21 protein-coding genes and 3 pseudogenes are annotated in these 26896 nt (G+C 68.2%); 12 read left to right on the plus strand and 12 right to left on the minus strand.

All coding sequences use genetic code 11. The features are described from left to right. Positions 1-185: 185 nt before the first annotated feature. Positions 186-1277, minus strand: coding sequence for a hypothetical protein (locus OG446_RS36730; RefSeq protein ID WP_328898103.1), 1092 nt, complete (start codon positions 1275-1277; stop codon positions 186-188). Between the two features lie 1027 nt (positions 1278-2304). Between OG446_RS36730 and OG446_RS36735 the strand changes: the two genes are divergently transcribed. The 5 genes from OG446_RS36735 to OG446_RS36755 all read left to right on the plus strand — a co-directional run bounded on the left by OG446_RS36735 (position 2305) and on the right by OG446_RS36755 (position 7647). After that, the gene (locus OG446_RS36735; protein WP_328898533.1) at positions 2305-3219 is read left to right on the plus strand and encodes an ABC transporter ATP-binding protein; all 915 of its coding nucleotides are present in this window, start codon (positions 2305-2307) and stop codon (positions 3217-3219) included. Next, positions 3219-4091 (plus strand): ABC transporter permease, encoded by an 873-nt coding sequence (locus tag OG446_RS36740; RefSeq protein WP_328898104.1) that lies wholly within the window; start codon positions 3219-3221, stop codon positions 4089-4091. The genes OG446_RS36735 and OG446_RS36740 overlap by 1 nt, the downstream gene beginning before the upstream one ends. Before the next feature lie 35 nt (positions 4092-4126). Next, positions 4127-4822, plus strand: a complete 696-nt coding sequence (locus OG446_RS36745) for a response regulator transcription factor (RefSeq protein ID WP_328898105.1) — start codon at positions 4127-4129, stop codon at positions 4820-4822. After that, complete coding sequence (locus tag OG446_RS36750; protein WP_328898106.1) at positions 4819-6312, plus strand: sensor histidine kinase; 1494 nt, start codon at positions 4819-4821, stop codon at positions 6310-6312. Before OG446_RS36745 ends, OG446_RS36750 begins: the two co-directional genes overlap by 4 nt. A 1116-nt stretch (positions 6313-7428) precedes the next feature. Further along, positions 7429-7647 (plus strand): YcxB family protein, encoded by a 219-nt coding sequence (locus OG446_RS36755; protein ID WP_328898107.1) that lies wholly within the window; start codon positions 7429-7431, stop codon positions 7645-7647. A 96-nt stretch (positions 7648-7743) separates the two neighbouring features. On the opposite strand, the gene OG446_RS36760 is transcribed toward OG446_RS36755, so the two are convergent. Together OG446_RS36760 and OG446_RS36765 are read right to left on the minus strand one after the other, a co-directional pair. After that, positions 7744-8289 (minus strand): hypothetical protein, encoded by a 546-nt coding sequence (locus tag OG446_RS36760; protein ID WP_328898108.1) that lies wholly within the window; start codon positions 8287-8289, stop codon positions 7744-7746. A gap of 23 nt (positions 8290-8312) precedes the next feature. Next, positions 8313-8540, minus strand: a pseudogene (locus OG446_RS36765) (SMI1/KNR4 family protein); the annotation flags it as partial. Between the two features lie 6 nt (positions 8541-8546). Here OG446_RS36765 and OG446_RS36770 point away from each other — a divergent pair. Together OG446_RS36770 and OG446_RS36775 are read left to right on the plus strand one after the other, a co-directional pair. Further along, a pseudogene (locus tag OG446_RS36770) lies at positions 8547-8978 on the plus strand (NF041680 family putative transposase); the annotation flags it as partial. A gap of 127 nt (positions 8979-9105) precedes the next feature. Then, positions 9106-9513 carry a contact-dependent growth inhibition system immunity protein gene (locus tag OG446_RS36775; protein ID WP_328898109.1) on the plus strand — a complete coding sequence of 136 codons (408 nt, stop codon included), beginning with the start codon at positions 9106-9108 and terminating at the stop codon, positions 9511-9513. Positions 9514-9815: 302 nt separating this feature from the next. Here the strand turns inward: OG446_RS36775 and OG446_RS36785 are convergent, their stop codons facing one another. Then, on the minus strand, positions 9816-10541 hold the full coding sequence (locus tag OG446_RS36785) for an SDR family oxidoreductase (protein WP_328898110.1): 726 nt from the start codon (positions 10539-10541) through the stop codon (positions 9816-9818). A gap of 87 nt (positions 10542-10628) precedes the next feature. Here OG446_RS36785 and OG446_RS36790 point away from each other — a divergent pair, with 87 nt between their 5' ends. After that, positions 10629-11507 carry a LysR family transcriptional regulator gene (locus OG446_RS36790; RefSeq protein WP_328898111.1) on the plus strand — a complete coding sequence of 293 codons (879 nt, stop codon included), beginning with the start codon at positions 10629-10631 and terminating at the stop codon, positions 11505-11507. A gap of 184 nt (positions 11508-11691) precedes the next feature. Next, positions 11692-12236, plus strand: a pseudogene (locus OG446_RS36795) (leucine zipper domain-containing protein); the annotation flags it as partial. Between the two features lie 269 nt (positions 12237-12505). On the opposite strand, the gene OG446_RS36800 reads toward OG446_RS36795, so the two are convergent. After that, the gene (locus OG446_RS36800) at positions 12506-13936 is read right to left on the minus strand and encodes an endo-1,4-beta-xylanase (RefSeq protein WP_328898112.1); all 1431 of its coding nucleotides are present in this window, start codon (positions 13934-13936) and stop codon (positions 12506-12508) included. 1001 nt (positions 13937-14937) lie between these two features. Between OG446_RS36800 and OG446_RS36805 the strand changes: the two genes are divergently transcribed. Further along, positions 14938-16362 (plus strand): non-reducing end alpha-L-arabinofuranosidase family hydrolase, encoded by a 1425-nt coding sequence (locus OG446_RS36805; protein ID WP_328898113.1) that lies wholly within the window; start codon positions 14938-14940, stop codon positions 16360-16362. A gap of 534 nt (positions 16363-16896) precedes the next feature. On the opposite strand, the gene OG446_RS36810 is transcribed toward OG446_RS36805, so the two are convergent. From OG446_RS36810 to OG446_RS36825, 4 genes are all read right to left on the minus strand, one after another. Next, positions 16897-17628 (minus strand): DUF6193 family natural product biosynthesis protein, encoded by a 732-nt coding sequence (locus OG446_RS36810; RefSeq protein WP_328898114.1) that lies wholly within the window; start codon positions 17626-17628, stop codon positions 16897-16899. A gap of 1658 nt (positions 17629-19286) precedes the next feature. Continuing rightward, positions 19287-20600, minus strand: a complete 1314-nt coding sequence (locus OG446_RS36815; RefSeq protein WP_328898115.1) for a replication-associated recombination protein A — start codon at positions 20598-20600, stop codon at positions 19287-19289. Between the two features lie 100 nt (positions 20601-20700). Next, complete coding sequence (locus tag OG446_RS36820) at positions 20701-21069, minus strand: MmcQ/YjbR family DNA-binding protein (protein ID WP_328898116.1); 369 nt, start codon at positions 21067-21069, stop codon at positions 20701-20703. Continuing rightward, a complete protein-coding gene (locus OG446_RS36825; protein ID WP_328898117.1) occupies positions 21066-21461 on the minus strand; it encodes an MmcQ/YjbR family DNA-binding protein in 396 nt (131 codons plus the stop codon). Before OG446_RS36825 ends, OG446_RS36820 begins: the two co-directional genes overlap by 4 nt. Before the next feature lie 90 nt (positions 21462-21551). Between OG446_RS36825 and OG446_RS36830 the strand changes: the two genes are divergently transcribed. After that, complete coding sequence (locus tag OG446_RS36830) at positions 21552-22577, plus strand: helix-turn-helix domain-containing protein (protein ID WP_389262169.1); 1026 nt, start codon at positions 21552-21554, stop codon at positions 22575-22577. Here the strand turns inward: OG446_RS36830 and OG446_RS36835 are convergent. Then, complete coding sequence (locus tag OG446_RS36835; RefSeq protein WP_328898534.1) at positions 22538-23530, minus strand: aldo/keto reductase; 993 nt, start codon at positions 23528-23530, stop codon at positions 22538-22540. The two genes, OG446_RS36830 and OG446_RS36835, sit on opposite strands and share 40 nt — an antisense overlap. A gap of 125 nt (positions 23531-23655) precedes the next feature. On the opposite strand from OG446_RS36835, the gene OG446_RS36840 reads away from it, so the two are divergent. Next, positions 23656-24276, plus strand: coding sequence for a TetR family transcriptional regulator (locus OG446_RS36840; protein ID WP_328898119.1), 621 nt, complete (start codon positions 23656-23658; stop codon positions 24274-24276). An 83-nt stretch (positions 24277-24359) separates the two neighbouring features. Here the strand turns inward: OG446_RS36840 and OG446_RS36845 are convergent, their stop codons facing one another. Then, positions 24360-25382 carry an alcohol dehydrogenase catalytic domain-containing protein gene (locus OG446_RS36845; protein ID WP_328898120.1) on the minus strand — a complete coding sequence of 341 codons (1023 nt, stop codon included), beginning with the start codon at positions 25380-25382 and terminating at the stop codon, positions 24360-24362. Between the two features lie 73 nt (positions 25383-25455). Beyond that, a complete protein-coding gene (locus tag OG446_RS36850; protein ID WP_328898121.1) occupies positions 25456-26892 on the minus strand; it encodes a carboxylesterase family protein in 1437 nt (478 codons plus the stop codon). Between the last annotated feature and the right edge of the window lie 4 nt (positions 26893-26896).

A 26896-nucleotide genomic window follows, 5' to 3' on the forward strand; every position in this document is an offset into this window, starting at 1 on the left:
CTCTCCTGCCAACTCTTGGACCCTCGCCCGCACCCGTCTCCGGCCCGAAGCAGGGTGCGGGAGATCGGCTGACGATGAGGCATGACATGCGGACTGACAACACCGCAAGGCTTTGCCCGGCCATCAGGCCCATTGCGTGGATGATCCATTCGACACGGCCCGTGGTTGCCGGCCGGGGCCTGTATTCAGCGGCCCAGGGCGTTCCGCACCGGCTCGCCCCGCTCATTCGCCTCCAGCGAAGCCGAACCGTGGGAGCCGGTCACACCTACCCGGATGATGAGGGAGCCGCTGAGGCGGTCGACAGTGATCTGCCACGTCTGCGGAGATCGGCCGACGAGGGTGGAGCCGGCCTCCTCGACCAGGGCAGGGAGCCGTTCGTAGGGCACTGAACCCGGGTCGAATCGTGGTGCATGAGAGCCCGTGGGGGCGAACACGACGGAGAGCAGGCGTTCCTGCACCACCACGGTGAGCGCCTGGCCGGCGTCCTTGGTCAGCAGGTCAACGGCCCGGCGCAGTTCGCCCTTGTCGAGAAACGACTGGCCGGGGCCAAGGGTGACCGTTCCGGTCGCCGACGACACAACCATGGTCGAGGACGTGGAGGATCCCGACGGCCGCACAGAGGCAGACGGCTTCGTGGGGGTGTCCGAGCCGAACAGGTCGGCGCGAAACAGCAGGACCACACCTGCTGCGGCCAGTAGCAGGGCGAACAGCCTGACGAAGCCGACGGCACTGCCCTCGGAGGGCTCACTCACCATGGCCGGACCCGGCACCGAGTCGAGGCAGGCCCCGGCCGCCCGCTCTTCCCAGGCAGGTGTCGGCCGCTTCACGATTCTCACCTGCCACAGCCGGTCGGGCGGGTACTGAACCACCGCGATGCTGCCCGCCCGGTAGTCGGACAGGGCGACGAGGTTGATGCTCTGCGTGACCTCCACGCGGAACGCCGGTGCGTCGTCCGGAACGATGGAGAGATCGAATCGAACCGCTACATCGCTCGTCGCCTCGCCCCCAACAGCCTCCGAACTCTCCACCAGCGCGAGCGCTGTGCAGGGCGCGACAGCTGCCCTCCGGGCGCGCCCCGGCACTCCGGCAAGGAGGACGAGCAGACCGTAGGCTGCAGGCAGGCCCACACTCATGACGCACAGCAGCACGTTCTGGATGATGCAGCCGACGACGAAACCGGCCAACGCCCCCCCGATCGCACCCCCGGCCAAGACCCCGAGGACAAACGTGGCGGGAGTGTTGGTCGTGGGTGGCAATGCACCCTTGGTGGTCGTCACACAGGCGATTGTGCCTGTCTCGGGTAACGGCCGGTAGGCTCCTGGAGCCCATTCGCCAGACCGTGAGTTTCTTCCCGACCCGGGTGCTTGGGCGTGCAGTTGGGACGGTGTACGAACTGACACAGTTCCTGGCAGACGCAGTCACGACCGAGAGCTCCCGCGTCGGCCAAGACCTTCGTGTGCTTGTTCACCCATCGATGGTCGATCTGTGACGCCTCGTCTGCCGCTCGGCTGCTCGACACCTCGCGAGATCGGGGCCCGGTGGCGGCGCATGGCGCCGGACCGCCAGGCACTGCTAGGAACGGGCCCAGGCCCGCCGCAGGGCCTCGGCGTCGGGGTCGCGGCCGTCTGCCGCTACCGGGACTCATCGCAGTGCATCGGGCTTCAGCCCGGATCCAGAGGGGCCGACGCCCCACCACTACGCGTGCACGAGCAACTACGGAACCTGAATCGAGTTGCCGACATCGGTGATCGGAACGGGAGGGCCTCACCGCAGGCTTCGCTGTCAATCCGGCTCCGCGCTCCCGCCCGAGGTGCGGAAACTGATTGACGGGTCCTGAGCTGAAACGAGGGGTTCGGTGTGGGGCCAATGCTGGTGCCACAGCGAACCCCTCGGACCGGACGGACCGTCACGTAAGGACCGGTTCACAACGTCGGGTAGTCCGTCATGCGTGGAGCGGGAGCGGCTGACGTACTTGGAGTGGGAGCGCCGCGAGCCGCACCTGCCGAACGGCGAGTACGGTCCGCATCCCTCACGCGGGTCCTTCACACGCGTCCTGCGGATCCCGTCGGGCAGCGCAGGGACCGGGTGGCGGCTTTATGGGAGTTCTCTGTGAGTCCGCCGGCCACGCAGCGCTTGGAATTCGGGGCCTGACCGGCTGACCTGCACGGTTGTGGCATCGCGCGGCGCCCGGCTCACATAAGGCTCCTATGTTTGCTCAATGGGCCCGAGAAGCCTTGCGCAGTGTGGATCTCGGACGCGCCGGTCACGGTGGCGGTCTCATCGAAACGCATGCTGGAGGATCTGATGATCGAGGTGAACGGGCTCACCAAGCGCTACGGCGACGTGCTGGCCGTCGACGACCTGAGCTTCACCATCCGGCCCGGAGAGGTTACGGGCTTCTTGGGTCCGAACGGTGCGGGCAAGTCGACGACGATGCGGATGATCCTGGGGCTGGACGTACCAACCTCCGGCACCGCCGGCGTCAACGGGCTGCCCGTGGCTGCGCAGCCCGCGCCGCTGAAGGTCCTCGGAGCGCTGTTGGACGCCGGCGCCGTGCTGCCCAGCCGCAGCGCCTACCACCATCTGCTGGCCCTGGCCGCCAGCAACGGGCTGGGTCGCGATCGTGTCTCGGTCGTCCTGGACGAAGTCGGGCTGTCAGACGTTGCACGCCGCCCGGCCGGCACCTACTCGCTCGGCATGAAACAACGGCTCGGCATTGCCGCGGCACTGTTGGGCGACCCACCCGTGCTCGTGCTGGACGAGCCGCTCAACGGGCTGGATCCCGAGGGGATCGTATGGATGCGCAAGCTGATGCGGCGGATGGCTGCCGAAGGCCGGGCCGTGATGATGTCCAGCCATCTGATGAGCGAGACCGAACTCACCGTTGACCACCTCGTAGTGATCGGCCGGGGCCGCCTGATCGCCGACACCAGCATGGCCGCGTTCATTGCCGGGCACACCGACCGGGAAGTCGTGGTGCGCACTCCGCAGGCCGCCGAGCTCGGCCGGCGGCTCGTCGAAGCAGGGGCCGACGCCCGTCCTGACGGCGAGAACGGGCTGATCGTCACCGGCACCGGCGCCGTCGAGGTCGGTGCCCTCGCCGCGGCCGGAGGCATCGAACTCCATGAGCTGACGCTGCGCCAGACGTCCCTCGAGCAGGTCTTCATGAAGCTCACGCAGGACAGCATCGAGTACTCCTCCGAGAAGGAAGCAGCCTGATGAGCAAGGCTCTCACCTCCATCCGCCCCCGCTTCACGCCGGCACAGACACGCCGACAGCAGCGCCCCGCGCCCACCGAGGGGGAGACCGGCCGGGCCAGGTTTCGGCACGCCCTCCACGCCGAGTGGATCAAGATTCGGACGATGCGCTCCACGTCCTACGTCATCCTCGGCACTCTCCTCATGGCGGGCGCCCTCGCCGCGCTCAACGGCTCCTCCTCGGGCGACGAGTTCGCGGTCATGACGGCGGCGGACAAGGCGACTTTCGACCCACTGGCCACCAGCTTGAAGGGCTACGTCCTGGCGCAGGTCACCATCGCGCTCCTGGGGGGCATGGTGATCACGGCCGAGTACGGCAGCCGGACCATCGTCAGCACACTCAGCGCCGTCCCTCACCGCAACCGGGTCCTGGCAGCCAAGGCGATCGTGCTCTCCTCGATCGCGCTGGTCGCCGGATGGGCGACCACGTTCAGCGGATTCCTCGTCGGACAGGCGGCACTCAAGGGCGCCGGCGCGCCGCACCTGGCGCTGTCCGACTCGCAATCCGTGCGCGCCATCCTGGGCGGCGGCCTGTTCCTGGCTCTGGCCGGGCTCATGGGCCTGGCCGTGGGCACGCTGATCCGCTCCACCACGGCTACGGTGACCACTCTGTTTGCCGTCCTGCTGATCGTGCCCGCCTTCGGTCCGGCACTGCCGGGGCCGGCGTCGGACTGGACCGCGAAGTACTGGCCGCCGTCCGCCGGCGGCCAGATCATGACGAGCTATCAGGATCCATCGCTACTGGCACCGTGGGCCGGGCTCGCGGTAATGGCCGGGTGTGTGGCCGCGCTGCTGGCCGCCGCGTTTCTCACCTTCCGCAAGCGGGACGCGTAGGAAGATGGGACGGGGCGATCATGAACGGGACGGCCATGACAGAGCAACTGCTGGTGGTGGAGGACGACGCCACGCTGCGAGAGCTGCTGGCCGCGAGCCTGCAGCTGGCCGGCTTCGCCGTGACGTCGGTGGCCACCGGAGCGGACGCGCTGACCGCGGTGCAGCACGCGCGCCCCGACCTGATCGTCCTTGATGTCATGCTGCCGGACTTCGACGGCTTCGAAGTCGTGCGGCGGCTGCGGGACAGCTCACTCGGCCCGAGCGGTCCGCCACCGGTGCTGTTCCTGACCGCGCTGGATGCGGCCAAGGACCGGATCAGCGGGCTGAGCGCCGGCGGCGACGACTACGTCACCAAGCCGTTCAGCCTGGAAGAGCTGATCCTGCGCATTCGCGCCATTTTGCGCCGCACCAGCGGCCGGTCTCCGGACGGCCGGCTGACGGTCGGCGACCTGATGCTGGACCCGGACAGTCACCAGGTGACCCGCGCAGGCGAGACCGTTGCGCTGTCGCCCACCGAGTTCAGCCTGCTGCGAGTACTGATGGAACACGTCGGCCAGGTGTTGTCCAAGGAACAGATCCTGGACCTGGTGTGGCACTACGACTTCGGAGGCGACGACACCATCGTCGCCTCCTACATCAGCTATCTGCGCCGCAAACTGGACGATGCTGAGCCCAAGCTCATCCACACGGTGCGCGGCACCGGGTACGTGCTGCGCAGGCCGCCGCAGTGAAGGGTGCCGACGCTCGCCCCAGCCGTGGCCTCTCGCTGCGCAGCCGGCTCCTGGCGATCACCCTCGCGCTGTTGGTCGCCGCGCTGCTCGCCAGTACCGGCCTGGTGATCGACCAGCTCCAGCGCGAACTCGTCCGCCAACTGGACGAGCGGGTCGAAGGCGTCGCCGCCGTCACCGCACGACTTCCCGGGCTGCCGGACGTCATCGGCAAGGACGCCTCCCAGGTCCGCGAGAGCGTCGAACAACTGTGGCTCCCCGACGTCTACGTCGCCGTCCTCGGCCCTGACGGCCGGGTCACCCGGGTCATCCGGCCCGCCACGGGTCCCGCGCCCGAGCTGCCCCGTCTCGATACCGTGGCGGTGGCCGGGCGCGGCGGCAGGCCTTTCACCGCGGACGCGGCGAGCGGGGGCGGTACCTGGAGAGCCGTCGCCGTACCGACGACGGCCGGCGAGAGCGGCGGTTCGGAAGGAAGCGTGGTTGTGGCGGGCTCCCATCGCGACGTCGATGACGCCATGAGCCGGCTCACCAGGAAGGTCCTCCTGATCGACGCCGCGGTCCTGGTCCTGCTGGGCCTGGCCGGATGGTTCGCGGTGCGCGGCGGGCTGCGGCCACTGCGCCGGATCGAGGCCACAGCCGGCGCCATCGCCTCCGGCGACCTCTCCCGTCGGGTCCCGCAGCTGGCTGCTCCTCGCACCGAGCTCGGCCGGCTGTCCACCTCGCTCAACGGCATGCTCGACCGGATCGAGGAGGGCAACGCCGCCCGCGCCGAGACCGAGCACCGCATGCGCCGCTTCATCGCCGACGTCAGCCACGAACTGCGCACCCCGATGGCCGGCATCAAGGGCTTCACCGAGCTGTACCGGATGGGCGGCATGCCCGCGCGCGCCGACGTCGACGCCTCGATGAGCCGCATCGAACGGGAAGCCGGACGGCTGGTCGGGCTGGTGGAGGAACTGTTGCTTCTGGCCCGCCTCGACGAGGACGCGGCAACTGCCGCTGCCGCGCGCACCCTGCAGGTCACCCCCATGGACCTACGCACGCTGGCCGCCGACGCCCTGCACGATCTGCGCGCCCTCGACCCGCAGCGCCCCGTGACCCTCACCGGCCCCGGCGGCGGACCACCCGCCGCCGCCCCTGTCGTCGGCGATGAGGCCAGGCTTCATCAGGTCACCTCCAACCTGGTCGGCAACGCCGTCGCGCACACTCCGACCGGCACTCCGGTGCGTATCGGCGTCGGCACGAAAGACGGATGCGCCATCCTGGAATTCCACGACGAGGGGCCCGGCATGACTGCCGACCAGGCAGAGCGGGCCTTCGACCGGTTCTACCGGGCGGACAGGGCCCGCGCCCGTGGCCGGCCCGGCGGCGGCGCCGGCTTGGGGCTGGCCATCGTCGACTCCCTCGTACGCGCTCATGGTGGCCGCGTCGAGATCGAGACGACCCTCGGTAAGGGTGCGAACTTCCGCATCGTGCTGCCTCTGCACCCATGAGAGGGCGGTTCGAGAGGTGGTGTACGGGTGTACGGGCCGACCGGCCGGCCGTGGAGTTCTGGGCAGGGAGCCGGTCAGTGAGAGCGGTGACGGTCTTCCGGGGGAATCGCGCGGTGTTCGAGGTGGATCGCGGCCTTCCGTAGCCGGGCCTGCAGGTTTTCGATACGCGTGCGGAGGCCGTCGGTCGGCGTCCTCCCAGATGCAGAGCACTTCGAGCACGGGCTGGATGCACTGCGGGCTTCACCGTCGCCGAGCCGTTGGCCAAGTGGCTCAGGCCTGGCGGCAGGTGCTGTCGTCGAGCTGAGATTCGAGTTGAGACAGCCGGATTGGGCCGACGTGTTCTGCGCAAGCGGGCGGGTGCGGAGGGTCAAGGTCCGGCTGCAAGAGCTGCTCTTGCCGTTGCGCTTCGCAGTGGCGGTGTGGTTGCTTCCCGAAGGCGTTCTGGCAGCGGGAGGCGCCTTCCTCAGCAGCCTGTCCGGCTTCATAGTCAGGAGGGGCGTCCTGACCGCACGGCACGCCAAGATGGTTTCCCTGCTTGGGCCTTGGACCGTCAACGTCGACGAGTCCCATGACCATGTGTGCCTCATGGGTACGCACATGGAGATGCGCCGTACCTGCTCGTCGCGCACTATCTGCCCAAGCGCGAATCGGGCAGGGACGACACCAACCAGCTGTGCAGCCTATTCGACCACCACCTACCCCGCCACGGCGGACGTCCGCCCCAGCGCTGAGGTCCGGTAAGGTCCACAGTCCTTCTAGCGGGGGAGAAACGATGGTTGAGGGCCACAGCGCCGAAGCCGTGCACAGCGCGCAGTCGTCTGACGATGTCGTGGACGAGCAGACCGCCGTCCAAGTGGTGTACCGGCCCCGGTCTGCCGACACACTGGTCGGCCTGCGGGTCCGTGGCGGATCAAGCGGACCGGGTGGCTGCTGCGAGGTGTGTTTCTCACTCTGTGGGTAGGGCAATGGTTGCTCCCCACCGTGGGTCGCGGAAGAGTCGACTTGGTCTCGACCGCTTTGTTCTTGTTCGTCGTTCTGATTGTGTGCGGGTACCCCCGCCTGCAGGCCGCCAGTGTGCAGCGACTCGTCGGTTGGCAGGGCGAATACCGCGCCACTGTGTCCCCGGCGGGGATCACCTGCCGGACTGACCACAGCACGCAGGTCCTGGAGTGGACCGTCTTCCAGGGCTACCGTGAGACCGTCGGCCACTTCGTCCTGCTGAGTCGGGACCCCAACATCATGTACCTCGCTGTCCTGCCCAAACAGGGCGTGCGTGAGGCCGAGGACCTCGACCGGCTGCGGGCCATCCTGGACCAGCACACCCCTCAAGTGTGAAGAACGTGAAGGGAACCCCCGCATCGGCCGGTCGAGTCGGCTGAATCCGCTGCCGCAAGGCTTTAAGGCTTTGTGCTGCGCTGCCGCTGGTAGTCGTCAGTAGCAGTGGCCGGGCCAGTGCGGATCCGTCCACCGGTCTTCACCAGTGAGCCCGAGCAGCCGTATCCGGTGCTGCAGATCTACCCCTGCGCCCGACTCATGAAGCCGTACCGCAGCGTGGCCGAGGAGCCAGGCGACCAGTTCGGCGCGCATCTTCTCCTCGTCGTGCTCGTACCATCCGATGTGCCACGGCACGTTGTCTCCCAGGAGCTCGTACTCCCATGCTGCGGCGGTCTCGGCCAGGCGGAGGTCGCTGAGGTCGCCGGTCCGCTTCTCCCAATCGGCGAGCCAGGGGCCGACCGTTCCAGATGCCTCGGCACACAGGACGAAGACCTGGTGCGCCGGGACGACCGCATTCGGATCGGTGAGACTGTGCTCCCACCAGGCGTGCAGAAACTCGCGTACGCAAGCGGCGTGGTCGTCGGGCCACTGCTGCCAGCGGCCTCGGGCGAAGGAATACCCGGCCTCCTCCAGTCCGAACAGAGGATCCGCGCGACCGGCGACCAGTGCCGGGGCGAACTGCGGCAGGACGCGTTTCAGCACGGCGGCGTGATCGGTCCAGTCAAAAGGCTGGCGGAGTCGAGGAACCAGCACTGCTCCCACGTTCCGCCGCTGTACGGGTTCGGCTCGAAGAGCAGGACTTGACCGTCCTCACTGAGACAGTCAACGCCTGCGTACATGGCGCAGCCCCAGGTGAGGATCGGCACGATGCCTTCGGGTCACTGCGGGTGCTCCACTCCGAGAGACGCCACACGCCGCGTCAGGTACTCGTCGGCGATGCTGGAGCCCGGGCCGGTGAAACCCCTGACGACGTGGACCGCTTCTGGCAGGCATTCCTCCGCCGCTCGACTTGGAGCACACCTTTCGCTTCGCGAAGCAGACCCTCGGCTGGACCGCCCCGAAACTCCGCACTCCCGAAGCGGCGGACCGCTGGACCTGGATCATGATCGTCGCCCACACCCAGCTCCGGCTCGCCCGCCCCCTGCCATCGACCTCCGCCGCCCCGGGAGAAACCCACCGTCTCCGACCGGCTCACCCCGGCCCGGGTCCGCCGGGGGTTCAGGAACATTCGCGCTCACCTCGCCTGCCCGGCGCGTGTTCCCAAACCCCGAGGCACCGGACCCGGACGACCACCCGGCGCCAAGAACAAACACCGGGCACCCCGCTACGACGTCGGCGAGACCGTCGAAGGCCCCGAGACCCTCAAGGCCATCGGCAGGCCTGGAAGCTCCTGCCGGAAGCCCCTGGTAGATAAGGATCAAGCTCAGATCGTGTTGAGATCTCGCGTTGTGATCGGGTGCCGGAGATCAGCAATGATCTCCGGCACCCGATCACATGGCTTCACGGGAGAATCGTTTGGTGACTGTATCTATCGACCGTCGTCGGTCCCTTGAAGAGCTGGAACGTGATCGCTGGCCGGCGCCCCCGCCTGGCGCCACCTATCTCATTGCGACGGCGCATGCCTTGCGGGGTCGGCCTGTCGGGACTCTGACCGTTGAGGAACTCCGGCTGCTGATCGGCCAGGACATTGGGCTGCCAGTGCTTCTTCCGCTCGCGATGGAGGTGCTTCATGACAACCCGCTGGCCGAAGGCGACATGTACGAGGGCGATCTGTTGCGGGCGGTCCTGACGATGAACTCAGCTGTCTGGAGCGCTCATCCGGAACTTGCGAAGCGATTGACCTTCATCGTCGGCGGCCTCTCCGGGCTCTCGCCAGACCTGCAGAGCAAGGTCGAGCGGTTCGTAGGCGACGCCCAGAACCCCTGACGCGTTGCAGGTGTCTATCGCCTACGCCGGGCCTGTACACCGAAGACTCCGTGGACCAAGCCGTTGACCGGGCAATTTCGGCTGAGCCAGCGGACCATGATGCCGATCATCGCCCACCGGATCATGGTCTCAGACCCGGGCAGGCTCGGCCTCGTAGTCACGGGTAGGGCGTCGGTGTGTGGTCATCCAGTCAAACGTCCGCTCAACGGCCCAGCTGAGCAGGTCGGTTCGGAGTCCACCCCGGTTCCTGGCGAGTGCGTGACGCGCCCACCGCCACCTCGACGCTCTCCGCGCGCACGGAGTTACCAGGCAACGGCTCCCTCGTCGTCGAAGAAGCCGCCTCGGGGGCCTTCGTCGGGCAGTGTCGCGAGGCGAAGGGCGATCGCGGCTCCCTGGTCGGGTGTTCGGTCACCGGCGAATCCGGTGAAGTCGGTTGCGACGTACCCGGGGCATGCCGCGTTCACGATGATGTTCGTGTCGGCGAACCGGCGGGCGTACTGTGCCGTGACGCTGTTGAGCATCGACTTGGAGGGTGCGTAGGCGGCCATGACAGGGCCGGCCTGCAGCGTCAGCGAGCCCATGTTGCTGGACATGTTGACGATCCGGGGCGAGGCGGCGCGGCTGAGCAGCGGGAGCATCGCATTCGTCACCCGTACAACCCCGAAGACGTTCGTTTCCAGGACCGTGCGCAGGACGTCGAGGTCGAGGGTCGTGGGGTCCTGCGCCCCGTCCTCGAACCGGCCGGAGATTCCTGCGTTGTTGACGAGGACGTCGAGTCGCCCAGCCTCCTTCTCGATGCTCGCCGCTGCTGCGGCGGCACTGTCCTCGGAGGTGACATCGAGGGCGACTCCGAAGGCGTTTGTGCCCGTGGCACACAGCCGCGCCACGGCCTCAGCGCGTCGGGCATCGTCACGAGCCCCCACAGCGACGGTGAAGCCAAGGGTTCCGAGCCCCTGAGCGATGGCGAAGCCGATTCCCTTGTTCGCGCCGGTGACCAGCGCTGTCTTGGTGTTGTTCATGCTGCCCATGCTCAGCGCGTGGCGTCCGTTTCGTCCAATACCGATCAAGTACGTCGTGATACCCGGTAGGTATCACAAGGTGGATAGGGTACGGGCATGGACGACCTGGAAACCCGTGAGCTGCGGTACTTCGTTGCAGTCGCCGAGGAGCTGCACTTCGGGCGCGCGGCGCAGCGACTGGGGATCGCGCAGCCACCGCTGTCACGGGCCATTCGGCAGCTGGAACGCCGGCTCGGCGTCCAGCTCCTGGACCGGGACCGACGAGGGGTGGCCCTCACCGGCGCCGGCGGTGTGCTGCTGCGCGACGCCCGGGTAGCCCTTGATGCGGTCGCAGCTGCCGCGCGCCGGACCCGGCGGGCCGCGGATCTCCAGCCGCCACTCGTACTGGTGACGAAAGCCGGCGCATCCCACGAGCTGCTGCAACGACTCGTCGCCGCGTCGGCAGCCGACACCGACACGGCACCGGTCGAAGTCGTCCTGTGCGAGGTCGGCGAGCAGGCACGGTTCCTGCGTAGCGGGCGCGCGGATGCGGCCCTCATGCACCGGCCGGTCGACGACCTGGCCGGGTTCGATACCGAGGACCTCTACACCGAAGGCCAAGTCGCCCTCCTGCCGTCGGGACACCCGCTTGCCGCACGTCCCCGGCTCACCCTCGCGGACGTCAGCAACGTGCCGGATCTTCCCATCGCCCGATGGCCCCGACTCGACGGCTCCTACCCTGACGGCCCCGGCCCCGAGGTGCACACCCAGTCACAGCTCGCTCAGCTGGTCGCGCTCGGCAAGACCTTGCTCGTCATCCCTGGCTCCAGCCGCGCCTGGCAGTGGCCCGACCATGTCGCGGTGCCCGTCGTCGACGCCCCGGACATCACGACCGTGCTCGCATGGCCAGCCGGCCACCACTCATCGGCTCTCGCCGCACTGGTCCGAGCCGCAGCGGGGCTGCGGAACACGCCACCAGCTTCGCCCACGCCCTGAACTCCTCGCCACCAGCATCCCGGGATGTCGACGGGGGACCGAACAGAGCTCTACGTCACCAACCTCTGTGAAGAGAACGCCCAGGTGTATTGATCACGAGCGTTGCTGACACACGGGTCCTGATCAAAGGCGAAGGCCTCCCGCATGGTGGAGCAGTCTACGAACGCACCACACGGAGGACTTCGTGTCCCACCGTGATGCCCGGCTGACTGTTCATGGCGGGCGTTGATCCAGCGTGTCTGTTCCGGCCGCCCGGTCGCGCATGTGGCCGGGGAGAGGGGGATCCCGCGGGCGACCGCTCACAAGTGGGTCCGCCGGTGGCAGGCCGATGTCGATTCAGGACTCATCGACCGTTCGAGCCGGCCGCACTGCACCCCCACCGGACGGCTACCGAAACGGAGGCTGCTGTCTGGGATCTGCGGCAGTCCCGCAAGCTCGGTCCTGCCTGAATCGGCCCGATCCTCGGACTGCCCGCCTCGACGGTGCACCGGATTCTGACCCGTCACGGCCCGAACCGTCTGGCCCGTCACGGCCCGAACCGTCTGGCCTGGGTGGACCGGCCGACCGGCGAGCCGATACGCCGCTACGAACGCAGCCGGCCCGGCGAGCCGGGCCGTCGACATCAGGAAGCTCGGCAGCATCCCTGACGGCGGCGGCTGGCACACGGTCGGCAGAACAGGTCCTGGCGGTCTTCAGGGATCTGCGCGATGGGGCAGACCGCGACTTGGTCGGGATACTCGACGAGAGGTCTCACCGCCCGGGCACGCCTGCATGCGGGACGCGCGCTGCTCGGCGACCCGGCGCTCGCCCCGCCCGAGCCGCCGCTCCTCGGCGATCCGAGAAGTCCGGCAGCTGACGCGGAGCGGCGGCGCGCATGCCGGTCCCGGGCCGCCAATACGGCGGCGACCCGGGACCATCAGCGATGTTTTCCTGGAGGGGCGAATCAAGCCGTACCGCAGGCCGTCATTGCTTCGCTCCTTCGTCCGTGACAGGTCCCCTCAGGTGCGGGTCCAGCGCTGGTTGCTGCCGTTGGAGCAGGAGTAGATCTGGATGGGGCTTCCGTTGGCGGTGCCGGCGGCGTCGAGGCAGAGGCCGGACTGGACTCCGACGATGGATCCGTCGGAGTTGAGACGCCACTTCTGGTTGTCGCCGCCCCAGCAGCTGTAGATCTGGACCTTGGCGCCGTTGCCGGTGCCGGCGGCGTCCAGGCACTTGTCGCCGTAGACCCTGAGCTCGCCTGCGTCGGTGTATGCCCACTGCTGGTTGGAGTTGCTGTGACAGTCCCAAAGCTGGAGCTGGGTGCCGTCGGTGGTAGAGGCGTTCGGTACGTCCAGGCAGCGGCCCGAAGCGGTTCCCTTGATCTGTCCGGAATCCTCTGTGGGCGGCGTGGTGGTGGTGCCGCCGTTGAGTGCGTCGAGAACAGCGGTGTAGGCGGACTTCTTGTTGCCGTTGCCGTCGAACAGCAGCGGATTCTGTTCTGAACGCCAGGAGTCGGTGTCGCGCACGCCCCAGACGGTGATGCCGAGGCAGCGCGGGACGGCCAGGCAGTCCTTGGTCACGTTGGCGTAGGTCGAGGCCGAGGCGTTCTGGATGTCGAGTTCGGTGATGGCCACGTCGACGCCGAGGGCGGCGAAGTTCTGCAGGGTGGTGCGGAAGTTGCTGTTGTAGGGGCTGCCGCTGTTGAAGTGCGACTGGAAGCCGACGCAGTCGATCGGCACACCGCGCTGCTTGAAGTCCCGGACCATGGAGTACATGGCCTGGGTCTTGGCCCAGGTCCAGTCCTCGACGTTGTAGTCGTTGTAGCAGAGCTTGGCAGCAGGGTCGGCGGCACGCGCGGCGCGGAAGGCGACCTCGATCCAGTCGTTGCCGCTGCGCTGCAGATTGGAGTCCCGCCGGGCTCCCGAACTGCCGTCGGCGAAGGCCTCGTTCACCACGTCCCACTGGGCGATCTTGCCCTTGTAGTGCCCCATCACACCGTTGATGTGGTTGGTCATCGCCTGGCGCAGATCGCTGCCGCCGAGGCTCTGCATCCAGCCGGGCTGCTGGGAGTACCAGGCCAGGGTGTGGCCACGCACCTGCTTGCCGTTCTGCACCGCCCAGTTGTAGACGCGGTCGGCGGAGCTGAAGTTGAACTGGCCCCGCTGCGGTTCGGTGGCGTCGATCTTCATCTCGTTCTCGGCCGTCACCATGTTGAACTCACGGTTCGCGATGGTCGTGTACGTCGAGTCGCTCAGCCTGCCGGAGGCGATGGCGGTGCCGAAGTAGCGGCCGCTCTGCGCCGCCGCGGCGCCGAGGGTGTTCTCGGCGGCGTGCGCGGTCGGCGGTGCGACGAGCGCAGACGCCGCAGCGAGGGCGCCGACGATCAGCGTCGGCAGCAGGCCGCGGATCTTCCGGCGTGCAGCGGGTCTGGGAAGGGGATACGAGCCCATGGCTGTGCCTCCAAGGTGGTTATTGCGAAAGGATCGAAATGCGGGGGATCGGGCCGGCCGCCCGGTTCGCCGGATGGGCGGAAGGGGTGGGCCGGTGCCCGGACGGATTGGAATCACCGGACATCGCGGTCATGGGACGGGACGATCTTCGTGAGAGGCACGGTTACTCCATTGCGGCTCAGCCGGGGGACCGCCAGGCGGCCTCCTGCGCCTCTCCAACTGCGAGAAGGAGCAGGATGCGCTGGTGCGAACCTCACCGGAACGGAATGGAACGGACGGAACTGAACGGGGCGGGGAAGTGCGGGTGCAGAGATGTGGGGATCTGTGGCAGTCGTGCGTGGAATTGCCGTGGGCACGGACTGCCCAAGGCTGGTGCCGTTCGACGTATCGAGCCGTGGTCGGTTTCTCAGACAGGAATGATTGAGGTAATGACGATGCAGCGTCAATACTCCCGACACACAAAAGTTTCTGTCGAGAGGTCGAAACTTTCGAACCTCGGTAGGTCGGGAGGGGAACTTACTCCTCGCGCGAACTGTTGGGCTGCTGGGCTGTATCGCGCACCTCTTGAGTGTCTCCCGCCACCGTTTCACCTTGACGAGGTGAGGTGAGGCCGCTTCCCGGCAGGTCGGGAGGGAGGTTTGGCGGTGGCGTTCATGAAAATGTTTCGGCATCGATGGCGATACGTGCGAAAGGTGTTGACGCCGTTCGTGGGCTCCCTATCATTCAGGTTGACCGACACTTCGGCCCTTGATCGGTATTTCGAACACGCCGAGTCCGCCCCTCGCGCGGCCGGATGGCTCGGGGTCGTACCGCCCGAATGCTGAGATGCAAGGAGTCGCGCCTGCGCAATGTCATGAGCGTGTCATTTGCGGGTGGCCTGCTTCGGAAGGCCGGTATGCCGTCGTGCTCACCGGCCGGCGAACATCCCGCAGGGCCCGACAGCCCGGGCGGCCTCGCCTCGACGAGGTCAGCCGGAACCGTCTCGAGCTTAGGAAGTCCCCATGCACAGGAGAAGTTTCAGCCGCAGACATTCGTCCGCGGCACTCGCCGCCGTGGTCGCGGCCCTGGCCGCGTTGGCGGCCATGCTCGTCGCCACCCCGGCCCAGGCGGCTGCCAGTGGCGCTTTGCGCGGTGCCGGATCGGGCCGGTGCCTCGATGTGCCGGGCGCCGTCCAGACCGACGGCACGTACCTGCAGATATACGACTGCTGGAACGGAACGAACCAGCAGTGGACGCTGACGGACGCCGACCAGCTGACCGTATACGGCAACAAGTGCCTGGATGTACCGGGTCACGCCACCACAGCCGGTACCCGGCTACAGATCTGGAGCTGTTCCGGCGGTGCGAACCAGCAGTGGCGGGTGAACTCCGACGGCACGGTCCGTGGTGTGGAGTCCGGGCTGTGCCTGGAGGCCGCGGGCGCCGGTACGGCCAACGGCACGGCAGTGCAGCTGGGCACGTGCAACGGTGGCAGCAATCAGAAGTGGAGCGGCCTGACCGGGACGCCGCCGACGGACGGCACATGCACTCTTCCGTCGACGTACCGTTGGTCCTCGACGGGTGTCCTGGCGCAGCCGAAGAGCGGGTGGGTCGCGCTGAAGGACTTCACCACGGTGACGCACAACGGCAAGCACCTGGTCTACGGGTCGACCTCGTCGGGGTCGTCGTACGGCTCGATGGTGTTCAGCCCCTTCACGAACTGGTCGGACATGGCGTCGGCCGGCCAGAACGCGATGAGCCAGGCCGCGGTGGCACCCACACTGTTCTACTTCGCGCCCAAGAACATCTGGGTGCTGGCCTACCAGTGGGGTTCGGCGGCCTTCGTGTACCGCACATCGAGCGATCCGACCAACGCGAACGGCTGGTCCTCTCCGCAGCCGCTGTTCACCGGGACCATCTCGGGCTCCGACACCGGCCCGATCGACCAGACCCTGATCGCCGACGGTCAGAACATGTACCTGTTCTTCGCCGGTGACAACGGCAAGATCTACCGTGCGAGCATGCCGATCGGGAACTTCCCGGGCAACTTCGGCTCCTCGTACACGACGATCATGAGTGACACGAAGGCCAACCTCTTCGAGGCCGTGCAGGTCTACAAGGTCCAGGGCCAGAACCAGTACCTCATGATCGTCGAGGCGATGGGCGCGAACGGGCGCTACTTCCGCTCCTTCACGGCCTCCAGCCTCAACGGCTCGTGGACCCCGCAGGCAGCCAGCGAGAGCAATCCCTTTGCGGGCAAGAGCAACAGCGGTGCCAACTGGACAAACGACATCAGCCACGGTGACCTGGTCCGGAACAACCCCGACCAGACCATGACCATCGACCCCTGCAACCTGCAGTTCCTCTACCAGGGCAAGTCTCCGAACGCGGGCGGGGACTACAACGCGCTGCCATGGCGACCGGGGGTCCTCACCCTGCAGCGCTGACCCTTCCGGGCAACGGCTGCGGCCTGGATGCGGTACGGTCCGCGAGCTTGTGGCAGGCGTGGCACGCCACGACCAGAGCGCCCCGCTGATGACGCTCACCGTTTCCGGGAACGCCGGTCGATCGGCCGGCCTGCTGTGTCCGTCTGCCCTCGGCGAAGGCGAGGGCAGACGGACACAGCGTCAGGCGCCGGTCAGTGGGCGGGCAGCCCGAACCTCCTGGCTGATGGATGAGGCAGACCGGTACAAGGAAGCCCTCGCCCACGCGCGACGCTGCCGACGGATCTGCACGGACTGACATCCAGCACTGTGTGGATCTGGAGCAGTCGGGGACAGGTCGAAGAGCTCTTGGCCGGGTCCGGGCAGGTACCGACGTGGAGGCGTGGGAGGCGGCCACGCCTCCACGTCAGGCACGGACGGGCCGAGGAAGCGATGGACAGCATGCCCTCCATCGCCGATCTCCGCGCAGCCGGCCGGTGGGGATAGCGGCGGTCAGGGTGACGGCCAGGCTGCGCACTTGGAGCCCTCCCACGGCCTTCAAGATCGTGGGGCAGCGTCGTCGGGAAGACCCTCGATAATGACCACCACGGCTTCTGCCGCACTGTCCAGCTCGTGCAGCCGTCCATCGGCCAACCGCACCCGGTACCGGCCGTTCCCGAGCGGCATGGCTCGCGGCAAATCATGACAGATGGGCGGCGCGGCCCGGCGGCTGAAGGTGAGCCAGTGCATGCTCCGTCCCGGCGACAGCGCCCGAAGCCGCTCGTGTTCGAAGGCGGCTTCGACGAGGTCGAGCAACCCGGTGTCCGGCGTGCGCGCGGCGGCCTTGCGCAGCTGGCGCCACCGCACCGGCACAGCCTCGCCGCGCTCGTGGGCCCTGGCCAGATCCCAGGTCTGCAGGAAGGGCCACTGGGCGATGAGTTCGCCCACTCGCGGTCGCTGCAGCCAGGAGTGCAGTGCCCCGACGACCTTGGTCAGATTCGGGGTACTCCCGGAAGCCATGTGGACGCCGTCGGTCCAGCAGTCGACGATGAAGCAACGTTCATCGAGCGCCATCAGGACGTACGCCGAGTGGCTGTCGGATGCCACACACGCGGCCACGTGGCGCCAGCCCGGTGAGGACGTGAGCTCGACCAGGAGCCGGTGGCCCGCACCATCGGCCACCTCCTGCAGAGCGTTCTGCAGGGAACCCGCCTGGACGACCTCGGGATAGAGCGTCACGTAGTTCTGCATGGGGTCGTGCGGCGCCGCGCCGCCGGGAAGCTCGTACATACCATCGAGATTGCCAGGACGGCGGACGGCCAGCACCGCTGCTCGCCAACTTCCGTAGACGCAGGCCGCGGTCCTCCGCCAGCGGACGGAAGCCGAAGTAGTTGCGGATTCCGAAGAGCGACGCCAGAGCGTCATAGTCATTGCCGGAGTTGAGGAGCCAGACATCGATGGCGGACTGCCAGCGGAGTCCTCGTCATCAAGACCCCGAGATGTGCTCCCGGATTGCACTCAACCATCCCGCTGAAATCGGTAGACATGCACGAAGTCTGCTGCCGGGGACGGGATCCGTTTTCCGATTCGCCTCGCAGCAGTGGTTGGTCATGACCTCGGTCTCTCGTTCATCGACAGTGTGCCCAGAAGTGGATCACGGTCTGTGATGATCGCCCAGTGGTGCGTGGAGATCTGACAGACGGCACCTGCCCGCATTTACGTGCAGTTTGTCTGTCAAGGCCAACGGCCGGGCTCCGCCGCACGAGGTGCTACATGGACCCTGAGCGCACTACCTCACCTCGGTGGAGCGTGCTTGCTTGGCGCCCGACTGTGCAGGTCAGCCTCGATGAACGCTTCGGCCGCGGCGGATGCCGACCGGAAGGTTGCGCGGGCGGAGAAGGCAATTCCGTAACTGTCTGACGCACTCTTGATCACGCCACCTCCCCCTGAGCCCCGACTGATCTCCGAGGCCGGACAGGATGAGTCCACCATCCACCTGAGGCCCGGAGCGGTGTTTCCTGCTCGGGCTCGGCACTCAGAGGATCCACCTGTGTTTCATCGCCGGACTGCACCCCTGACTCTGGTGCTTTTGGGGCTGGTGCTCTCCGCATGCTCCTCGAGCCAGCCCGCACCACGGGAGAGTGGCCCGCAGGTGGTCCGCGATCGGCTGGCCGCAGCCGGCGACGCCGTGTACTCAGCCGAGCTCAGGGCCATCACGCAGTCGGGGACCAGACGACTGCAGCTCATGGAGGGGCGGGTCAACCTCAACGCGCCCCTCACAGGACGCATGACGGACACAACCGAGCAGCACACCGAAGACGTCGTGATCACCCGCCAGAAGGTGTACCGGCGTGCCACCGGAACTCACGGGCCATGGCAACAGTTCCCTGCGTCGGCGGCAAAGGGGGGCATCCTCGCGGACCGGCTCCCGCAGTACGTGCGGCTCATGCTCGCGCACAGCGCCTTCGTGCACCAGGACAGCGAACCTCTACGCGTATCGGCCCGCCTCATCCCGAAAGACGTCGAATCAGTCGACAGGACAGTCGGGCGTAACCTGCGACCCTCGACGCAGATGCATGGATCGACAACGAGGGCCGAGTCGTGCGCGTACGCCAGAAAATCCACTTCGTCTCCGACTCCGACATTGAAGCGACGATCACGTTCACCGACTTCAAGAACCCCACACGGGTCAACGCACCCGCTGCACCCTGAGTACCAGCCGGCCACCGCGCGGCCTGCTGCGCCGCGCAGCTGGTGATGGACCCGACGATACTGAGCGCCTGTCTGCCCAGGAGCTCCCTGACTTTGCGAACACGATGTAGGGAAGTCGCGGCAGCCGTATCCGGCGCCTGGTGACAATTGCTGACGCCTGCTTTTGAGAAAGACCTCTTCGCTTTGTGCGCGACATCTGCAGTGTGCACACTCTGTGCGCTGCCCACGCGTCCGCGTCAGCCGCTGCGTCGGCGAGTGCGGAGTGCGGCCCAGTGCCGTAGCCGTTCGCTGATCTGGGCTTCGTAACCGTTGCGGGTGGGCTGGTAGTAGGTCTCGTGGTCCATGTCGTCGGGGAAGTAGTCGGCTCCGGAGAAGCCGTCCTTGGTGTCGGGGTCGTACTGGTAGTCCTTGCCGTAGCCGAGGTTCTTCATCAGCCGGGTCGGGGCGTTGAGGATGTGTGCGGGCGGCATGAGTGAGCCGGTGCGGCGGGCGGCGCGGTGGGCCGCGTTGAAGCCGCGGTGGACGGCGATGGACTTGGGGGCGGTGGCGAGGTACACGACGGCCTGGGCGATCGCCAACTCGCCCTCGGGGGAGCCGAGTCGCTCGTACACGTCCCAGGCGGCGAGGGCCTGCTGGATGGCGTGCGGGTCGGCGATGCCGATGTCTTCGTTGGCGAAGCGGACCAGGCGGCGGGCGACGAACAGGGGGTCCTCGCCGCCGTCGAGCATGCGGGCGAGCCAGTACAGGGCCGCGTCCGGGTCGGAGCCGCGCATCGACTTGTGGAGCGCGGAGATCAGGTTGTAGTGGCCTTCCTGCGCCTTGTCGTACAGCGGGACACGCTGCTGGATGTGGTGGGCGAGGGCGGCGGTGTCCAGGGGGGTGCCGGGGTCCGGGAGGGCCTGGAGCTGTTCGGCGATGTTGAGGAGGTAGCGGCCGTCGCCGTCGGCCATGGCGATCAGGGCGCGGCGGGCGTCGTCGGCCAGGGGCAGCCGGTGGCCGGTGAGGCCCTCGGCACGGTCGAGGAGGGTGGACAGGGCGGCTTCGTCGAGGCGTTTGAGGACGAGGACCTGGGTGCGGGAGAGGAGGGCGCCGTTGAGTTCGAAGCTGGGGTTCTCGGTGGTGGCGCCGATCAGGGTGATCGTGCCGTCCTCGACGTAGGGCAGGAAGCTGTCCTGCTGGGCGCGGTTGAAGCGGTGGATCTCGTCGACGAACAGCAGGGTGCCCTGGCCGATGGTGCGCCGGCTGCGGGCGGCGCCGAAGACCTTGCGCAGGTCGGCCACGCCGGAGAAGGTGGCCGACACCGGTTCGAAGGCCAGGTTGCTGCCGTCCGCGAGGAGGCGGGCGATGGTCGTCTTCCCCACGCCCGGCGGGCCCCACAGGATGGCGGAGCCGAGGCGCTGCTGGGCGACCATGCGGCCCAGCGGGGCGTCCGGGGCCAGGAGGTGGTCCTGCCCGACGACCTCATCCAGCTGGGTGGGGCGCAGGCGGTCGGCGAGTGGCCGGGCGGGCTCCTCGTCGAAGAGTGGCAGGGGCGATTCGGTCGGTTCCATCGGTCTCTTCGATCGCAGGCAAAGATGTGCGGGCGTGGCGAGCCTTGCACGGGGCACTGACAGACGTGGGCTCAGCGGCTCGTGGGCGCGCTTGTGGTTCTCATCGGGGACGGGGGCGGTCGCGCCTGGGCAGCCGCTCGACGGCCAGGTCGTAGGAATCCTCGACTGCGCTGGTGACCAGCCGCTTGGTGATGCCGGGGCCCGGTCCGAGCGAGATCCAGTGCCGTTTGTCGAGGTAGCGGCCTGGTGTGATCGAGGCATAGCCGTGCACCTGCGCCCGGGCGTGTTCGGGTTCGCACTTGACCGTGACGATCTGCTCGTCCGGGTCGTCGGTGACGATCAGGAACACCTTGCCCGCGACCTTGTACACGTCCAGGTGCTGGGTGAACGGGTAGCCGTGGTCCGTCCCGGGCAGCGCGAGGGCCGCCTCGCGGGCGGTGTCCTGGAGGCGGTCGCCGGCCGCGCTCACCGGGCCGCCCGCGTGCTGGTGCCGTAGGTGTGCGGGTCGACGGGCTGCTCGGTCTTGGGCAGCCGGGCGACGACGAGTCGGTAGGAGTCGGTGACGAGCTCTTTGACGAGTTCCTTGTCGACGCCGTCCCCGCCCTCCAGGGTGATCCAGTGCTTCTTGTTCATGTGGTAACCGGGGGTGATGTGGCTGTACTGCTCCCGCAGGGCGTGGGCCTCGCCGGGGTCCGCCTTGAGGATCACGACGGGTCTCCCCGGGACCTCGGTCATCAGCATGAACACCTTGCCGCGCACCTTGAAGACCTCCCAGTCGTCGCCGAAGGGATGGTCCAGCTGCGATCCGGGGAGCTCTTCAGCGCGGTCGGCGGCGGTCTTGTGCAGGATCGTTCCGTTCACGGGGCGTTGCCTTCCTCACGGGTGGTCGCGGCAGCTCACCCCATTCTTCCTTTGAAGCTGACAAATAGGGCGGTAGGCTGCGGACACGTGATGGTCGACAGGCGATACCCCAGCCCGAGCGGACCGGCCACGTCGACCGCGGTTTCGCTGTACGGCTTCCAGCCCCCGGTCGGCACTCCGTACGGCCTTGAGGTGAGTACCGTCGAGGACTTCTTCGCCCAGCACGACGACTGGCCGTGGAACCCGCCCCGTCCCGGCCGCGCCACGTTCCACTACCTCATCGCCGTCACCGAGGGCGAATTGCGGCACGACGTCGACCACATCACGCGGACCGTCACCCCCGGCCAGTGGCTGTGGGTGCGCCAGGGGCACGCGCAGTGCTGGCACCCGCCAGGCGCGGCCCGCGGCCCGTTCATCCTGTTCGAACCGGACGTGCTGCGGTCCGACATCGCCCGCCTGCTGGCCCCGCTCACCGCACACGACGCTCCTGCCGTGCTGAGCCCGCACCCCGATGACGCCGCCTGGCTCCAGCGGACGGCACTCCAGCTTCTGGACGAACACCGCGCACTCGGGCGCCGCCCCCTCGGCATCCACCACGCCCTGCGGCGCAGCCTGCTCGAATCGCTGCTGCTGCGCCTCGCCAACGCCCCCGGGATCACCCCCGCCGACACGAGTGCCGGCAGGAGCCGTGGGGACGCCTACGGACGGTTCACGGACGCCCTGGAGCTGCACTTCCGCGAACTGCACCGGGCCGCGGACTACGCCGAGTTGCTCGGCTGCTCGGTCCGCACCCTCAGCCGCGCCGCCCGGGAAACCACCGGCAAGGGAGTGCGTGAGCTCATCGACCAGCGGCGCCTGCTCGAAGCCCGGCGCCTGCTGGGCAGCGCCCGATGGGATGCCCGGTCCGTGGCCGACCACCTCGGCTTCACCGACCCCGCGAACTTCGGCCGCTTCTTCCGCGACCGCACCGGCCTCACCCCGGCCGCCTTCGCGGCCCGCGCGGTGAGGACCGAAACGCGTGACGGAAACGCAGCGCAGGCCCCTTGCCCGTCAGGCGGCGATGACTCCGGGCGCGGTCAGTCCGTGGTGAAACTGGACAGCAGCGCAGCGGGATAGCGGCTGCCTGCCGAGCCGTGGGGAAGAATCTCAGCGATGCGGGCCAGATCGGCGGCGGAGAGCTGGAGGTCGGCGGCGCCGGCGTTCTCCTCAAGGCGCTTGGTGCTGCGGGTGCCGGGGATGGGCGCGATGTCCTCGCCCTGGGCGAGCAGCCAGGCCAGCGCGAGCTGGGCGGTAGTAATGCCCTTGGTGGCGGCCAGAGTCTTGAGCTGTTCGATGGCGCGCACGTTGTACGTGTAGTTCTCGCCCTGCCAGCGCTCGTCCCAGCTGCGCATGTCGTCTGCGGGGTATTCGCTCGCGGGCTTGGCCTGGCCGGCGAGGAAGCCGCGGCCGAGCGGGGAGTAGGGCACCAGACCGATGCCGAGTTCCCGCAGCACGGGAAGGGTCTTCTCCTCGATCTCCCGCTCGAAGAGCGAGTACTCGTACTGGAGCACGGAGACCGGGGTGACAGCGTGGGCGCGGCGGATGTACTGGGGGCCGACGTTGCTCAGGCCGAAGTACTTCACCTTGCCTTCGGTGATCAGTTCGCCGACCACGCCGGCGACCTCTTCGACCGGAACGGCGGGGTCGGAGATGTGCTGGTAGAAGAGGTCGATGTGGTCGCTCCGCAGGTAGCGCAGGCTGTTCTCGGCGACCTTGCGGATGTTCTCCGGGCGGCTGTCGAAGGCGGGGCTGATCGCCGGGGCGGTCATGTCGAAGCCGAACTTGGTGGCGAGGACCACCTCGTCGCGAAAGTCCTTGACTGCCTCGCCCAGGAGGATCTCGTTGCTGCCGGTACCGGCGCCGTACAGCTCGGCGGTGTCGAAGAAGTCGATCCCGACTTCATGGGCGCGGCGGATGGTCGCGATGCCCTCGTCGTCGTTCGAGGCGCCGTAGCCCATGGACATGCCCATGGTCCCCAGGCCGAGCGCCGAGACGCGCAGGCCCTGAGAGCCCAGATTGCGGTGCTGCATTGAGTTCACTCCCTCAGTGTTTCGACGGCTTAACCCACGGAGGCCAAACCGAACTGTTCTGTTTGACTCTACGTGTCGGTCGCCCGGATGCCAAACCGAACGGTTTGGTGCCTTATCCTCGGGTTATGTCCCAGTCCCGCGACTCCGGCCAGACCGCAGCTCCCGCCTCCGGCGGCGACACCACGCGCGAGCGCATCCTTACCGCTGCCATGGAGGAGTTCGCCCGCCACGGCATCGCCGGCGCCCGCGTGGACCGCATCGCCAAGCTCGCCAGGACCAGCAAAGAGCGCGTCTACGCCTACTTCCGCGGCAAGGGCGCGCTCTATGCCGACGTCGCCGCACGGGAGCACGTCGTCATCGCCGAGGCCACCCAACTGGACCCGTCCGACCTCCCTGGCTACGCGGGCCGGCTGTTCGACTACTTCGTCGCCCGGCCGGACCACCACCGCCTGATCACCTGGGGCCGCCTCGAACTGCCGGACACCACCGCCACGGCCGACGATCACGCCCAGGCATTGATCGCCCGCAAAGTCGGTCAGCTCCGCAAGGCGCAGCAGGCCGGACAGCTCGACCCCGCCTGGGACCCGGCCGACGTCCTCGCCCTGGTCAACCAGATCGCCACGACCTGGGCGGCACAACCCGAACTCAGCAAGGCCGCCGCCGCGCACGCCGTGGACCCCACCACCACCGCCCGCCGCGCCGCGGTGGTGACGGCTGTCGAGCAGCTTTTCCCCCGAGCGCACTGAGGCCGCCGGGCTGGCGGCCGCCCTGCGCGAACGATCCGGGACGGCGCCGACCGCTCTTGCCGCTCAGGTCCAGGGATCCGGGCTCAGTCGTCCAGGACGACGACGTGCTTGCCCGGCGTGGTACCGGACTCGAGGTGGGCCTGGGCGGCACGGACCTGTTCCAGGCCGTGGTAGACCTTCGCGACCGGAACCTTGAGGCGCCCTTCGGCGATGGCCTGGAGCTGGTGGCCGAAGACGTCGGCCGGCAGGTCGGTGGCCTCGCCCGCGTAGCTGGTCAGCCGCACCCCGCTGGGGATCATGAACGGAGTGAAGTCGGGGATCGTCCACTGCCCCGCCAGGGCTCCGGTGAAGCAGACCGTGCCGTGGCTGCGGACGGTGCTGAGGGTGTCGGCGAGGACCGAGCAGCCCACCAGTTCCAGTGCGGCGTCCACACCGTCCGGCAGCAACGCGCGCACCTGGGCGGCGAGGGTGCCGTCGTCGACAAGGGGATGGTCAACGCCCACCGCCGTGAGTTCCCCGGTCCGGCCGGGGCTGCGGGTGGTGGACAGCACGGTGGCTCCGAAGTCCTTCGCGATCGTGGCCGCGCTCAGCCCGACCGTGGAAGTGCCGCCGCGGATCAACAGAGTCTGCCCCGCCCGTAGGCCCAGGCCGGTGGTCAGCGATCCGTAGGCGGTCTGAAACATCTCCGGCAGCGCACCGACGACCTCCCACGGCAGACTGGTCTCGAACGGGATGACCTGCGCCGCCGGGACGGTCACGTACTGGGCGTACGCGCCGTCGAACGAGCGGCCCATGTTGCCCATCATGGTCGCCACCTGCTGTCCCGGCCGCAGTCCGCCGGCCCCGTCGGCCTCCTCGACCACACCGACGCCCTCGATGCCGGGAACGCGCGGGTAGGTGACCTCCGCATCCGACTCGCCCTTGCGGGTGGTGACCTCGGACTCGTTCACGCCGAACGCCTTCACCCTGATCCGCACCCAGCCGGGCTTACGGACGGGCACCGGAACATCCTTGATCTCCAGCGCGTCCAGGCCGCCCGGCCGGGTGACGACAACGGCCCGCATCGTCGCAGGTACGGAATCGCCCGCTGCTGTCCCTTCGCTCATACCCAGCTCCTTTACCGTGTTCGTCCCCTGGTAGCTCTGTGCTGTTCCGCATGCCCTTCATCCCCGATGGCCGTCAGGGACGGTCGATGCCCTCCCACAGATCGAGGGCCGCCTGATAGTGGGCGCTCGCCTCGAAGGGAGGGCTGCCGACCCTTTCCGAGGTCGGACGGTCCGTGACGGCGGGCCACAGCCGGGACGGCTCGCCGGTGACGAAGTCGAGCAGGATGTCGCGGATACGCGTGTCACGCTCGGCCTGCTCGGCACTGCGGCCCGGCCGTTCCTGGCCGACCAGGGCGTACATCTCGGTGCCGTGCACGGCGGGCGCGCCCTCGGCGGGTCCGATCACCAGGAGATGGGCGTTGCCGCCCGCGGCGGCGTGGGCCAGGGCACCGCGGGCGGCGGGAAGCGCGAAGAGGTAGTCCGCCATGAGCGCGGCGCGCACCTCGGCCGGGGTACGGCCGCCCTGGTCATAGGCATGGACGATCTTCCTGGCGCGGGAGCGGGCAATGCGCCACCCCGCGACCTCGTCGGTGACGCGGTCGAGCGTGTTCGGGTCGAACCGGTCGAGGTCGTTCGCCACCCACCAGCCCATGTCGTCGCTGGCCATGCTCAGCAGCACGTCGACACCGCGGTGCGTGCCCGAGGCCAGGACGTCCATGGGGGTGGCGCGCACCACTGCCCCAGGCTGTCCGATGTCCAGGACGACGCCGGTGGCCTGGTTGTCCACCCCGCCGCGGACTCCGAGATCCGTTGGGGCGACCTTCTGCAGGGCGGCCACCAGGGAGGCCGTGTCGAGGTCGATCAGCTTGTCGGGGTTGTGGGCGACACCGAGTTCCGTGACGAACCAGTGCGCGAGCTCCTCGGCCCACCAGGCCGGGATGGAGCGGGCCGGCCCGCCGGAGAACCCGGCCAGGCGCCGGTACAGGCCGTTGGCGGAGGAGGCACTGAGCAGCCCGAAGGCGGTATAGGCGCCGCCGCTGTGGCCGTAGACCGTGACCTGGTCGGGATCGCCACCGAAGTGGACGATGTTCCGCTGGACCCAGGTGAGCGCGGCGATGGCGTCCTGCAGGAAGAGGTTGCTGGCCTCGGCGAGCCGCCCACCGTACTGCGAAAGTGAGAGAGCGCCCAGGGCGCCGAGCCGGTAGTTGATCGACACGCCCACCACGCGCCCCGTCGCGGCGAGGCCAGCGGCGTTCGAGGTGATCTGCGTGTTCGCGCCGTACTCGAATCCGCCGCCGTGGATGTACACGGCCACCGGCAGCGCCTCCCTGGCCGGCTCCTCGGGAGCCCACACGTTCAGGTTCAGGCAGTCCTCGCCCATCCCGCTGTCCGCTTCGAGCCAGTCACCGCTGTCGGGCTGGACGGAGACGATGCCCTTGCGGTCATAGGGGAGGTCCGGATCGAAATCCGCGACCACGGGGCGGCGGTACCGCTCGGCGGTGGCATACGGGATCCCCCACCAGGACCGTACCCCTGGTGCAGTCGGAGCCTTGGGTGTGGTGGCGGCCATGACA

Source organism: Streptomyces sp. NBC_00236 (assembly GCF_036195045.1).
GTDB lineage: Bacteria > Actinomycetota > Actinomycetes > Streptomycetales > Streptomycetaceae > Streptomyces.

Bases quoted from the DNA above. Each gene is read 5' to 3' on its own strand.
- OG446_RS36850 (WP_328898121.1), bottom strand. From the start codon at position 26,892: ATGGCCGCCACCACACCCAAGGCTCCGACTGCACCAGGGGTACGGTCC.
- OG446_RS36745 (WP_328898105.1), top strand. From the start codon at position 4,127: ATGACAGAGCAACTGCTGGTGGTGGAGGACGACGCCACGCTGCGAGAG.
- OG446_RS36805 (WP_328898113.1), top strand. From the start codon at position 14,938: ATGCACAGGAGAAGTTTCAGCCGCAGACATTCGTCCGCGGCACTCGCC.
- OG446_RS36835 (WP_328898534.1), bottom strand. From the start codon at position 23,530: ATGCAGCACCGCAATCTGGGCTCTCAGGGCCTGCGCGTCTCGGCGCTC.
- OG446_RS36830 (WP_389262169.1), top strand. From the start codon at position 21,552: ATGGTCGACAGGCGATACCCCAGCCCGAGCGGACCGGCCACGTCGACC.
- OG446_RS36785 (WP_328898110.1), bottom strand. From the start codon at position 10,541: ATGGGCAGCATGAACAACACCAAGACAGCGCTGGTCACCGGCGCGAAC.
- OG446_RS36735 (WP_328898533.1), top strand. From the start codon at position 2,305: ATGATCGAGGTGAACGGGCTCACCAAGCGCTACGGCGACGTGCTGGCC.
- OG446_RS36790 (WP_328898111.1), top strand. From the start codon at position 10,629: ATGGACGACCTGGAAACCCGTGAGCTGCGGTACTTCGTTGCAGTCGCC.
- OG446_RS36840 (WP_328898119.1), top strand. From the start codon at position 23,656: ATGTCCCAGTCCCGCGACTCCGGCCAGACCGCAGCTCCCGCCTCCGGC.
- OG446_RS36740 (WP_328898104.1), top strand. From the start codon at position 3,219: ATGAGCAAGGCTCTCACCTCCATCCGCCCCCGCTTCACGCCGGCACAG.
- OG446_RS36815 (WP_328898115.1), bottom strand. From the start codon at position 20,600: ATGGAACCGACCGAATCGCCCCTGCCACTCTTCGACGAGGAGCCCGCC.
- OG446_RS36810 (WP_328898114.1), bottom strand. From the start codon at position 17,628: ATGTACGAGCTTCCCGGCGGCGCGGCGCCGCACGACCCCATGCAGAAC.
- OG446_RS36800 (WP_328898112.1), bottom strand. From the start codon at position 13,936: ATGGGCTCGTATCCCCTTCCCAGACCCGCTGCACGCCGGAAGATCCGC.
- OG446_RS36845 (WP_328898120.1), bottom strand. From the start codon at position 25,382: ATGAGCGAAGGGACAGCAGCGGGCGATTCCGTACCTGCGACGATGCGG.